The organism is Streptomyces sp. Ncost-T10-10d (assembly GCF_900091955.1).
In the GTDB taxonomy this organism is placed as follows: Bacteria; Actinomycetota; Actinomycetes; order Streptomycetales; family Streptomycetaceae; genus Streptomyces.
In genome coordinates, this window is record NZ_FMDF01000059.1 from 1 (window position 1) to 11,991 (window position 11,991).

General features: G+C 70.2%; 9 protein-coding genes, 1 tRNA gene and 1 pseudogene. 7 read left to right on the plus strand and 4 right to left on the minus strand.

Annotation, left to right across the window (positions count from 1 at the left end; all coding sequences use genetic code 11):
• Positions 1-51 precede the first annotated feature (51 nt).
• Positions 52-744 (plus strand): DUF4232 domain-containing protein, encoded by a 693-nt coding sequence (locus tag GA0115254_RS08595; protein WP_107451311.1) that lies wholly within the window; start codon positions 52-54, stop codon positions 742-744.
• Between the two features lie 94 nt (positions 745-838).
• On the opposite strand, the gene GA0115254_RS08600 is transcribed toward GA0115254_RS08595, so the two are convergent.
• Positions 839-1,282: a GNAT family N-acetyltransferase gene (locus GA0115254_RS08600; protein ID WP_093894689.1), complete on the minus strand. Its 444-nt coding sequence runs from the start codon at positions 1,280-1,282 to the stop codon at positions 839-841.
• A 199-nt stretch (positions 1,283-1,481) separates the two neighbouring features.
• Positions 1,482-2,615, minus strand: coding sequence for a lipid II:glycine glycyltransferase FemX (locus GA0115254_RS08605; RefSeq protein ID WP_093894690.1), 1,134 nt, complete (start codon positions 2,613-2,615; stop codon positions 1,482-1,484).
• 135 nt (positions 2,616-2,750) lie between these two features.
• Between GA0115254_RS08605 and GA0115254_RS08610 the strand changes: the two genes are divergently transcribed.
• Complete coding sequence (locus GA0115254_RS08610) at positions 2,751-3,464, plus strand: antibiotic biosynthesis monooxygenase (protein ID WP_093894691.1); 714 nt, start codon at positions 2,751-2,753, stop codon at positions 3,462-3,464.
• A gap of 176 nt (positions 3,465-3,640) precedes the next feature.
• Here the strand turns inward: GA0115254_RS08610 and GA0115254_RS08615 are convergent, their stop codons facing one another.
• Positions 3,641-5,488, minus strand: coding sequence for an endonuclease/exonuclease/phosphatase family protein (locus GA0115254_RS08615; RefSeq protein WP_093894692.1), 1,848 nt, complete (start codon positions 5,486-5,488; stop codon positions 3,641-3,643).
• A gap of 196 nt (positions 5,489-5,684) precedes the next feature.
• Here GA0115254_RS08615 and GA0115254_RS08620 point away from each other — a divergent pair, with 196 nt between their 5' ends.
• The 5 genes from GA0115254_RS08620 to GA0115254_RS08635 all read left to right on the plus strand — a co-directional run bounded on the left by GA0115254_RS08620 (position 5,685) and on the right by GA0115254_RS08635 (position 11,239).
• Positions 5,685-7,139 carry a hypothetical protein gene (locus GA0115254_RS08620; RefSeq protein WP_093894693.1) on the plus strand — a complete coding sequence of 485 codons (1,455 nt, stop codon included), beginning with the start codon at positions 5,685-5,687 and terminating at the stop codon, positions 7,137-7,139.
• 227 nt (positions 7,140-7,366) lie between these two features.
• Entirely contained in the window at positions 7,367-8,827 is a 1,461-nt protein-coding gene (locus GA0115254_RS08625; RefSeq protein WP_093894694.1) for an alkaline phosphatase PhoX, read from the plus strand.
• A gap of 92 nt (positions 8,828-8,919) precedes the next feature.
• Positions 8,920-8,989, plus strand: a tRNA-Ile gene (locus GA0115254_RS44255).
• 360 nt (positions 8,990-9,349) lie between these two features.
• Positions 9,350-10,930 (plus strand): TROVE domain-containing protein, encoded by a 1,581-nt coding sequence (locus tag GA0115254_RS08630; RefSeq protein ID WP_093894695.1) that lies wholly within the window; start codon positions 9,350-9,352, stop codon positions 10,928-10,930.
• Between the two features lie 78 nt (positions 10,931-11,008).
• Entirely contained in the window at positions 11,009-11,239 is a 231-nt protein-coding gene (locus GA0115254_RS08635) for a hypothetical protein (RefSeq protein ID WP_037711258.1), read from the plus strand.
• Between the two features lie 97 nt (positions 11,240-11,336).
• Here GA0115254_RS08635 and GA0115254_RS08640 read toward each other — a convergent pair.
• Positions 11,337-11,991, minus strand: a pseudogene (locus GA0115254_RS08640) (TerD family protein); the annotation flags it as partial.

Consider the following 11,991-nt stretch of genomic DNA (forward strand, 5'->3'; position numbering starts at 1 on the left):
GCTCTGGCATGATCGAACGCCTATGCGGCAGGCCGACACGGGGGCGGGGTCATGAGCGTGCGGGAACCGAAACGGGAGAGGGCCGGAAGACGGCGGCCGACGGCGGCCCTGCTCATGGCCGGGGCGCTGGGCCTGTCGCTCTCCGGATGTGCCGGGTTTCTCGTGCCGGCGGGCGAGGGCGAGCCGGAGCCCACCCCGAGCGCCTCGTACGGGGTGCATGCCGACACGCTGCCGTCACCGTTTCCCAGCGTCTCCGCCGCGCTCCCCGACCGGCCGCCGCCTCCGTCGGCGCAGGGGCCCGGCCCCACGCCCACCACCAGCGCCGGCTGCCCGTCCTCCGGAGTCGTCGTCGACATGGGCGAGGTCGAGGCCGCGCTGGGCCACCGGGCCGTCGGCCTCACCCTCACCAACTGCGGCAGCAAGCCGTATCGCGTCGACGGGTACCCGTCCGTCCGGGCCCTGGACGACGCCGGTGACCCGCTGCCGGTCCCGGTGAATCCGGGCTCCTCCTACATGGGGAGCGACCCCGGCCCGAAGGAGGTCATGCTGAAGCCGGGAGAGACGATGCGGTCGCTCCTCGCCTGGGTCTCCACCCCGACCGGCGGCGACCTCATCGAGGGCGACGCGCTGGAGATCGCACCGGCCCCAGGTCTGGAAGCGCGCACCTTCCCGCTGGAGGGAAGCGACGTACGGCTGCTCGACGAGCTGAACATGACCGCCTGGCGGACCGAACCGTCCCGCTAGTGCTGCGACCGGAAGGGTTCACCGGCTCGCGGCGTCCGGCACGGCACCTCGCCGCGTTGTCGCATCACCCGAGTACATCCAGTACGCGGGCAAATCAGAGAGCGAGCTTGAAGCCTTCGTGGCTGCGGGCGAAGCCCAGCGACTCATAGAACCGGTGCGCGTCCGTGCGCCGCTTGTTGCTGGTCAGCTGCATCAGCCCGCATCCGCGCAGCCGGGCCCGGTCGACGGCCTGCTTCATCAGCTCCCGGCCCAGTCCGCCGCCTCGCCGGTCGGCCCTGATCCGTACCGCCTCGATCAGCGCTCGCTCCTCGCCGTGCTTGCCGAGCCCCGGTATGTAGGTCGCCTGCAGACAGCCCAGGACGGTGTCGCCGTCGACCAGCACGAGCATCTCGTTGCGCGGGTCGCTCTCGATGGCCGCGAAGGCCTTCTCGTACGTTCCGTCGACCGCGACCGAGGCCGGGTCGACGACCCGCTCCTCGTCTTCGAGGAGGGCGAGGACGGCGGGCAGGTCGGCACGGGTGGCGGTACGAAGGATCACGTCCCGGAGTCTGGCACGGGCGCCGGAGCGCTCAGTACCCGGGCACCGGTGCGGCCGCGTGGCTGACCGGCACGGTGTGCGTGACCCAGGGGGCCCGCGCCGCATCGCCCCGCAGTTGGAGCAGGCTGCCGCCCGGACGCGTCAAGCGGTCATGCCGAGGGCGAACGGCGGCGCCCGAGGCACTCCGGAGCCGGTGAGGTCAGCGGCGCGCCATGTAGAGGGCGAAGGCCTTGTGGAGCACCTTGTTGATCGGGTGGTCCCACTCGCCGATGTACTCGGCTGCCCGGCCGCCGGTGCCGACCTTGAAGCGCAGCAGGCCCAGGAGATGGTTGCTCTCGTCCAGGGTGTCGGTGATGCCGCGCAGGTCGTAGACGGCCGCGCCCCTCTCGTGCGCGTCGCTCATCATGCGCCACTGGATGGCGTTGTTCGGCTGGACCTCGCGCTTGCGGCTGGTCGAGGCGCCGTAGGAGTACCAGACGTGGCTCCCGACGGTCAGCATCGTCGCCGCGGCGAGCGTTTCGCCGTCGTGATGGGCGAGATAGAGCCGCATCCGGTCGGGGTCCTCGGTCCGCAGCGCGGTCCACATGCGCTGGAAGTAGACGAGCGGGCGGGGGATGAAGCGGTCGCGCCGGGCCGTCTCGCGGTACAGCTCGTAGAAGGCCGGAAGGTCCTCGTAGCCGCCCTCGACGACCTTGACCCCCGCTTTCTCCGCCTTCTTGATGTTGCGCCGCCACTGCTGGTTCAGATTGCTCCGGATCTCCTCCAGCGACTGCCCGGCGAACGGCACCTGGAAGACGTACCGGGGCTGTCCGGCACTGAAACCGTCCTCGCCGCCCTCCTCGCCCTGCTGCCAGCCCAGCCGGCGCAGCTGCTCCACGACCTGGGCGGCCTGCGGCTCGTTCACATCCGCCTCCACGTCGCGCAGCCGTCGGGCGGCCGGGTCGGCGATGGCGTCCTTGACGGTCCCGGCCTCCCAGCGCCGGGCGACCACCGGTGGGCCCATGCGCACCGAGAACGCACGCTGCGCCTTCAGATGCGCCAGCATCGGATCCAGCCACTGTCCCAGACCCGCGTCGTCCCAGTCGATGACGGGGCCCTCCGGCAGATATGCCAGATAGCGCCGCACCCGGGGGATCGGCCGGTAGAGGACGAGCCCGGCTCCGACGATCCGTTCCGGGCCGGTGCCGTCCCGGTCGAACCAGCCGATGCTCTCCGCGCGCCAGTCGGGCTTCACATCGGCCCACGACGGAACCTGCATATGGCTCACGGAGGGCCGGCTCGCGACGAACGCCAGGTGCTCCTCGCGGGTGATCGCCTTGAGACGCAGCTTCATGCGGTACTCCGTTCGTTGTCCTGTCGGTGGCCTGACGGCGTCAACGGAGGGTGCTGTTGACCTCAAGCGCACTTGACGTACCAGGGTGGTCGGCAGCGGCGCACCACATGGGAGCACCATTCAGGAGGACCTGTCATGAGTGTGCAATTCGAATCCCGTCCCGATCTTGCCCGTAACGACGTCGGACTCGTCAAGGCGAGCACCTGGGATGTCGGCACCCCCGAACGGCAGCGGCGGACGGTCGAAGCCATTCGCCAGGCGTGGGACAGCCGTGAGTGGCCGCATCCGGGGCTGCTCTCGTACACCGTCCATGTCGGTGAGGACGGGAAAACGCTGTTCCACTACACCCAGTGGAGTGGGGAGCAGGCGTATCAGGACTTCTTCCGGCACGGTCGTGACGAACGCAACGCGGACATCGACGCCGCCGTGCCGGGCATCCGGCGGCTCGGGCTGCACACCCTTGAGCCGTACCGTTCCGCGCTGCCGCGGGAGGGGGACGGGCGGGAGCCGGGATGTGTCGTGATCGTCGATGTCGAGTTCGAGGGGGTGGACAAGGCGCGGCAGCGGGACTGGGTGGACACCGTGTTCGAGGCGTTGGGGACCGATCCCGCGCCCGCCGTCGGCGGCATCTCCGGACACTTCCATGTGAGCACCGACGGAACGCGCGTACTCAATTACGCCGAATGGCAGAGCGCGCAGGCCCATGCCGACGCGCTGGCCGGGCCCGGTGACGGGATCGGGTCGAGTACGCCGCAGTGGGGGCGGGTGCAGTCGTACCCCGGGGTCATCGGTGGGGGCGTGCGGCGGTACACGCCCGCGCTCAGCATGAGGCCGAGGGCGGGCGCGTAGCGTCGAGCGGGGGGCTAGGGCCTCTCGTTTGGATCACGCCGGGCTCGCGGGCCCTGGCACTGCGCCTCGCCGCGTTGTCGTCGGTCGGCATGGCTCCGCCATGCCTCCCTCCTCCGCCTTGCGATCCACAGCACCAGACCCCGCTCCCTGATCCGGCCTGATCCAAACGAAAGACCCTACGGGCGGAAGCGGAGCACCTGCGGGTCGTGGTCGCTGTTCTGGTCGGCGAACTCGGCGTTGATGTGCACGCTGTCGTAGTGGAAGTCGTCGATCGACGGGCTGGTCAGGATCTGGTCGAGGACCTGGGTGTTGCCCTGGTAGACGTACGAGTAACGCTCCTGGCGCGGCAGGGACTTCACCGCCGGATACAGCACTCCACCGGCCGTCAGCGCCTTTGTCGTGCCGGAGAACTCGAAGTCGTTGATGTCGCCGACGACCAGGACGTCCGCGTTCTTCTGGACACTCAGCAACTTCTTGACGAAGGTGTTGACCACCTCGGCCTGCGCGTGCCGCTGGACCTCCGACGAGCGGGCCGGCGGCTGGTGCTGCGAGACGATGGACTCGTCGCCGCCCTTGGACGCGAAATGGTTGGCGACGACGAAGACCGTGCGGCCCCGGAAGACGAACTCGCCGGCGAGGGGCTTGCGGCTGTTCGTCCACGCCGCGTTCGCCGGGTCGATCCGGCCGGGGGAGAGGGTCAGCGCCGCCCGGCCCTGCTGCCGTACGACATCGGTCGCCGTCGTCGCGTCGCCGCCCGCGCGGTCGGTGAACGACACCCGCTCCGGGTTGAAGAGGAACACCTGGCGGATGTTGCCGCCGGGCTCGCCGCCGTCCTTCTTGTCCTCCGGGTCGATGGAACGCCACTGGTATGCCGGGCCGCCCGCCGCCACGACCGCGTCGGTGAACATCTTGACCGTCCGGTCGGCGGAGACCGTACCGTCGTCCTTCGCCCCGTTGTCGTCCTGGATCTCCTCCAGCGCGACGATGTCGGGCGAGGCGAGGTTGTCGACCACCGCGGCGGCGAGCGCGTCGAACTTCTCCTGCGGATCGGTGGGGTCGAGGTTCTCGACGTTGTACGTCGCCACCGCCAGCTCGCCGCCGCGCTGCTTGCGGGTCGTCTCCCGGGCGAGGCCCTTGCCGGTGACCGTCCCCAGGGTGCGGGCGGCCAGCGTGTAGCCGCCGTACTGGTTGAAGTCGAGCGGACCCTCGGTCGTACCGGAGAGCACGTCACCGACGTCGGCGGTCGGGAAGGGCTGCTCGGCGAGCGGCACCAGCGACTGGATCTGGAGCCGGCCCGTGTTCTGCGCGGTGTACGAGCCGTAGACCGTCCCCCCGCGGCGGCTCGCGTTCTCGTGCGGCTTCACCGTCACCCACAGCTCGGCGTACGGGTCGGTGGCGCCGACCACCCGCGAGGTGCCGATGCGGACGTTCATGCCCTCCAGGGACTCGTAGTGGTCCAGGGCGTAGCGGGACGGGGAGAGAGGGAGCGCGTTGATGGAGCCGCCCGCCGCGGGGTCGCCCGCCGGGGCGTACCGGGACGGGACCGAGCGCTCCGAGATCGTCACCGGCGCGGGCAGGGTGTTGCCGGAGGACACCACCGCGACGGTGGGTCGGCTGATCTGAGTGAGCGACTGATTGCCGGAGGCGGCGCCGCCCGGGACGTACTCGGTGACCGTGCCGGAGACCGTCACCGCGTCACCGACCGCGACGGTCGGCGCGGAGCTGGTGAAGACGAAGATGCCCTCGCTGGTGGCGGGGTCGGCGTCGGGTTCGGGGTCCTGGAACCAGAAGCCCTTCGAGCCGTACGCCCGCACACCCGTGACGATGCCCGCGACACCGCTGACCTGCCGGCCGGTGAGCGGGGATATCCGGGTGGCGCCCTGGATGTCGTGGATCCGGACCTGGCCGTCGGCGGACGGGGAGGCGGACGCGGAGGTGGTGGCTGCGCCGGTGAGCAGGCCCGCGGCGAGCGCAGCGGTGACGACGGCGGAGACAGCGGTTGTTCTGGACGATGCGGAGGGCATCACGGGCTCCGGGGTATCGAGGGTCAGGAGGGGAGATCTACGCGCGTCAATCTCTTGTGCGGGCAAGGCTGTTGTCAAGGTCCTCCGGGTGGACGGCCGCTGTCCGTCGCATGAACCGGGTGGCATGGGGCGAAATGCGTCTACGCTTGGGCCGCCTGAACCCGTACGCCCCGTACGTCCCGAGGAGAACCACCAGATGTCCGCAGAGCGCCCCACCCTGCCGCCCGTACGGCTGCACACCGAGGCCGAGCTGGCACGGGACGCGCTCGCCGCGCCGCTGCTCGCCCGCGCTGTCCGGCTCGCCCGCTGGGCGGGCCCGGAGACCCGGGTCGGCGCCGGTGGCGAGCTCGTCGAGGAACAGCTGCCCGCGGCGGCCGAGCACCTCGGCCTCACGGCGGACGAGGACGGTGCCGCGGAGGCGAGCGAGGCGTGGCGGCTCGCGGTCGACACGGGGCTCGTCGATGTCGAGGACCCGGAGGAGGCCGCGGGAGACGACGCGGAGGGGACCGCCGCCGCCGGTGAGAACCTGGCGCTGATCACCGGCGGTTCACCGCAGGACGTTCTTTCGATCTGGCTCGACGGTCTGGAGGCCGTCCACGCCGACGCCACCGCGCCCGTCTTCGAGGACTTCGCCGATCTCGTCGGCGAGGACGGCTCGATCGACTTCGAATCCCTGGACTGGGACCCTGAGGTCGAGGCGGAATTCCTCGACGGGATCCTCGGCAATCTGTATCTGCTCACCGTCGGCGACGGCGGAGGGGACGCGGCGCCCGTACCGCTGCCCGCGCTCGCCGCGTCGATGGTCGTGCCCGACGACATGGGCGAGCCCACCGACGACGTCCTTGAGCAGGTGTCCGAGGCGATGATGCGTCTCGACGACCAGTTCCGGGTCCTCGAACCCATCGGGATCGTCGAATACCGCCCGCTGGACGAGGCGTTGCTGGCCGAGGAGGGCGAGGACGCCACCCCGCCCGCCGACGACGAGGACGTCACCCGGTACGGAATGGTGAAGCTGACCCCGCTCGGCCTGTACGGCATCCGGGCCCGGATGCTGGAGGCCGGAGTGGACGCCCCGGCGATCGGCGACCTGGCGGACAAGGGCGCCGACGCACTCCTCGCCGGCATCGCGTACTACCCCGAGACGGCGGCGCGCAGCGAGGTCGAGCAGTGGCTCACCCGGCGCGGCGCGGACGGTGCCGCGGCCGAACTCCTCGGGGCGGCACGCGGCGCGGACCAGCAGGCACCGCTGCGCCGCCTCCACTGCCAGCAGGCGCTCGCCCTGGTCGGCGCGGGGGCGGAGCCCGCGGTGCGCGCGGTACTGGACGACCCGGAGCTGGGGGGCCTCGCACGGGTATGGCTCGCGGAGCTGGGCGCGGCGGACGTACCCGCACCGCCGGAGTCGATGATCTTCTGGCTCGCCATCGACACGATCGCGGCCCAGCTGGAGTCCGAGGGCGATCTGGAAGAGCTCCAGGGCCTGGTCGAGGGTCTGGCAGGCCAGCACAGCGGCTTCTTCGACGAGGCGTGGCGCGTGGAGCACCCGGCGACGGCGGATGTCCTCGAAGCGATGGGGCGGCTGCACGGCGACAAGAAGAAGGCCAAGGAGGCCCGCAAGGCGGCGTTCAAGGCGCGGTCGCGGACAGGGGGCTGAGAACCCAGGCAGACCCAGGCGGTTGCGCCGCCCGCTCACGCGGGCGGCGTGAGCGGGCGGTTGGCGGCGGACGGCGCGGACCGGGCGCATCATCCGCTCCGGCCGACCGCATCCGGCCAACTGCACAGGAAGGATGCCCCTCAACGTCGTCCGTAGTTCAACTGGTGTTGGCGCAGGGGCGCGACTGTGGGTGCGCCAACAACCCCCAGTTGTCCCAGGAGTACGTGATGCCCTTCACGCGCAGGGAATTCACCAGACAGTCCGCCCTCACCGGTGCCGGCATCGCCCTGACCGGTACGGTCGCCGCGCTGGCCACCGCGCCCGGCGCCCTGGCCGCAGAGGACTCGAAGCGCGACCACGACGGCCACGGTCACGACCACGGTCACAGCCATGAGCCCGGCTACGGGCCGCTGATCGCCGACCCCGAGGGACTCCTCGCGCTGCCCGCCGGCTTCTCCTACAAGGTCATCACCCACAGCGGTGTCACCAAGCTGGAGTCCGGCGAGTACACCCCCTCCAACCACGACGGCACGGCCACCTTCGAGGGTCCGCGCGGCGTCACCCTGCTCGTCAACAACCACGAGCTGAGCGGCACCCGCGCCGGCTGGGAGCACCCGGTGCCGCTGGCCGAGGGCCTCGTCTACGACCCGGTCGCGGCCGGCGGCTGCACCGTCGTGGAGACCCGTCGCGACGGCCGTACCGCCGAGTGGGTCGGCATCGCCGGTACCTCCACCAACTGCGCGGGTGGCGCCTCCCCGTGGGGCACCTGGCTCACCTGCGAGGAGACCGAGGACAAGGCCGGCAAGAACGGCCTGCTCAAGGACCACGGCTACGTCTTCGAGGTCGACCCGTACGACAGGCGCGCCAACCGTGATCCGCGCCCGATCAAGGCGCTCGGCCGGTACGCCCACGAGGCCGTCGTCATCGACCCCAAGCTCGGCCACGCCTACCTGACCGAGGACGCCGCGGGTCCCAACGGACTGCTCTACCGCTGGGTTCCGCCGCACGGCTTCCGGCACGGCCGCGGCAAGCTGCGCACGCTCGCCGACGACGCCGGTGTCCTCCAGGCCGCCAAGTGCTTCGACAGCGGCGGCAAGTTCGTCGACGACCTGTCCCGCGCCACGAAGATCGGCACGGTGTACGGCGTGGACTGGGCCGACGTACCCGACCGTGACGCGAAGACCGTCTCGGTGCGCAAGCAGTTCACGGACGGTCAGGTCACCCGGGCCCGTAAGCTCGAAGGCATGTGGTGGGGCGACGGCGGTGCGTACATCGTCTCCTCGTTCGCCCGCGCGGAGAGCCCCGTCCAGCACGACGGCCAGGTCTGGTTCTACGACCCGAAGCGCCGCACGCTGACGCTGAAGGTGCTCCTCGGTGTGAACGCCGACCCGTCGAAGGACGGCGCCTTCGACGGCCCGGACAACATCACCGTCTCGCCGTACGGCGGTCTGGTCATCGCCGAGGACGGCAACGGCATCCAGCACCTCTTCGGGGCGACCGACAGCGGCCGCACCTACCCGATCGCCCGCAACGAGCTGAACATCGGCAGCGAACAGGAGCCGGAGTACAGCGAGTTCACCGGTGTCACGTTCTCGCCCGACGGCAGGACGCTGTACGCCAACATCCAGACGCCGGGCATCATGCTCGCCATCACCGGTCCGTGGAAGCGGCAGCCGAACCGCCACTGACGGCCGGTACCGCCGGAAGACGCCCGGAGCGCATTTCGCGCGCGTAATTCCCTCGCGCGCCCCGGAGTCCCCCTCTAGAGTCCTGTCTGTGCCCAGGTGCGCAGGCAGGACCTACTTCCACTGATAATGGGGATGTCGCGGGTTCGAGTCCCGCCACCGGATCTCCTTCCGGTGTAGCTCAGTCGGTAGAGCGCCTTCGTCGGTTCAGCCGACCCTGATCTCTGGGCACATCACAACTTCATCAGCAATGACTGCACGCACCTCCCGGTGCGCAGGCTGCGGCTACTTCCTGTCAAGAAAACTGCCGCCGCCGACTCTGATCTCGGGAGGCACAGACATCGGGGGGTGCCCGGTGCGCAGGTGACGGATACTTCTCGGATCTGACGGTTGCGGGTTCAAGTCCCGTCCGGCCACGGCCGGTAGCTCAAGCGGCAGAGCATCAGGCAAGCCCGTCGCCGACTCCTGATCTCGGGCACCCTTTTCCCGCTGTGCCTTCTCCCAATGAATTCGGGGGGAATTCACATGGCACGCTTCAATACCCGCACCACCAAGCCCCGCACCACCTCGCCCGTGAAGTCGACCGGGCGCACCGCGCCGACCCATCAGGGCGGCCGGGGATATCTCCGTGACAATCGCTCCGAGCTCTTTCTGCTGGCGGTCGCCAATTTCGTTTCCCAGCAGACCTTTTACGAGGACGGCGAGCAGCGCGACAACCGGTTCGCCGAACTCGTGCGGGTGCTCGCCGTCGGAGACCCCGATTGGACCGCCGGTCTGCTCCACTGGCTGCGCCGCGAGGGCCGGATGCGTACCGCTTCGATCGTCGGCGCCGCCGAGTATGTGAAGGCACGGCTTGACGCGGGTGCCGAGGACGGACCGTCCAACCGGCAGGTCGTCGACTCCGTCCTGCTGCGCGCCGACGAGCCCGGTGAACTCCTCGGGTACTGGACCTCGCGCTACGGCCGTGCCGTGCCCAAGCCCGTCAAACGCGGCATCGCCGATGCCGTGCGCCGTCTCTACAACGGCAAGTCGCTGCTGAAGTACGACACCGCGTCCAAGGGCTACCGCTTCGGCGACATCCTGAATCTGGTGCACGCCTCGCCGGACCCGGAGAAGCCGTGGCAGGGCGAGCTGTTCCGGTACGCGCTCGACCGCCGCCACCACCCGGAGACGGCCGTGGTACCGGCCTCCGACCGCACCCTCACCGCGCACCGTGCGCTGATGGAACTGCCGGTCGAGGAGCGGCGGGCCGTGGTCGAGGGTGCGGACGGTGCGGACCGGCTGGCTGCGGCGGGCATGACGTGGGAGGCCCTGGCGGGCTGGCTGCAGGGGCCGATGGACGCCAAGGCCTGGGAAGCGGTGATTCCGTCGATGGGCGCGATGGCGCTCGTCCGCAATCTGCGCAACTTCGACGAGGCGGGCGTCTCGGACGAGACAGCCGCGCAGGTGGCTGCGAAGATCTGCGACCCGGCCGTGGTCGCCGCGTCGCGGCAGTTCCCGTTCCGCTACCTCGCCGCCTATCAGCACGCGCCCTCGCTGCGCTGGGCACACCCGCTGGAGAAGGCGCTCGGCCACTCCCTGGGCAATGTGCCCGTGCTGCCGGGGCGGACGCTGATCCTGGTCGACCGCTCGGGCTCGATGTGGTCGCCGCTCTCGGACCGCTCGCAGCTCAACCGGGCCGACGCCGCCGCGATCTTCGGTACGGCGCTGGCGCTGCGGGCAGCCGATGCCGATCTGGTGCAGTTCGGTACGAACAGCGCACCGGTGACGTATCGTCGGGGCGAGTCCGTGCTGAAGGTCCTGGAGCGCTTCGGTGACCTCGGCGGCACCAACACCGCGGAGGCGGTGCGCCGGCACTACCGGACCCATGACCGGGTACTGATCGTCACCGACGAGCAGGCGTCGTTCTCCTACGCCGCGGATGCCACCGCGGCCGTGCCGTCCGGCGTGCCCGTCTACACCTGGAACCTGGCCGGATACCGGGTCGGGCACGCCCCGTCGGGAGGCGGCAACCGCCACACCTTCGGGGGTCTTTCGGACGCGGCGTTCCGCATGGTGCCGCTGCTGGAAGCGGGCCGGGACGCGGACTGGCCCTGGAATCGCTGATTACGAATCCGGCATCAGTGCGCCCCCAGGAGTGGACGGGCATGGCGTCGGGCGTTCCCAGGGCGCATACTCAAGGTAATGAAACAGTCAGCCGGATCCCGGCGCCACCTGCCTTCCAGTCCCTTCAACCGCCCGGCCCAGGCGGCCCCACCGGTCGAATTGTTCGATGTGGGCGACAGGGTGTCGCACGACCAGTTCGGACTCGGTCGCGTCCTTGCTGTCGAGGGCGACAACGACGCAGTGCTCATCGACTTCTCGGGGCGACAGGGGAGGATCCTGAGCCCGTACTCCAAGCTGACCAAGCTCTGAGAGAGGCGGCGAGCACGCACAGCGTCCGCGTCCCCGTCATGCTCTCCGGCTTCAGGGGCACCTGGCATTCTCAGGTGCCCCTGAAGCCGTTGCGGAGTTACAGCGACTGGGCGGCGGGCTTCACCATGCCTCGGACGGTGCGGGACTTCACGAAGTCACCCATGGCCGTCATCTCCCACTCGCCGGAGAACTGCTTGATCAGCTTGGCCATCATCACGCCGGTCTGCGGCTCGGCGCCGGTCAGGTCGAAGCGGACCAGCTCCTCGCCGGTGGTGGCGTCGATCAGCCGGCAGTAGGCCTTGGCGACCTCGGTGAACTTCTGGCCGGTGAACGAGTTGACCGTGAAGACGAGACCGGTGGCCTCCGCCGGGATCCGGCCCAGGTCGACGACGATCACCTCGTCGTCGCCCGCGCCCTCGCCCGTGAGGTTGTCGCCGGAGTGCTTGATCGCGCCGTTCAGGATCGAGAGCTTGCCGAAGTAGCAGCTGTCCAGGTGATTCCTGTTGGGGCCGTAGGCGATCACCGACGCGTCGAGGTCGATGTCCTTGCCGCGGAACGCGGGCTCCCAGCCGAGGCCCATCTTGACCTGGGAGAGGAGCGGGCGGCCGCCCTTGACCAGGGAGACCGTCTGGTTCTTCTGGAGGCTGACCCGGCCCTTGTCGAGGTTGATCTTGCCGGAGGCGGCGGGCTCAGGCGGGGCCGGCGGCGCCGCGGGGGCGCGGGCGCGGCGATCCGCGGGTCCACCGGGGCGG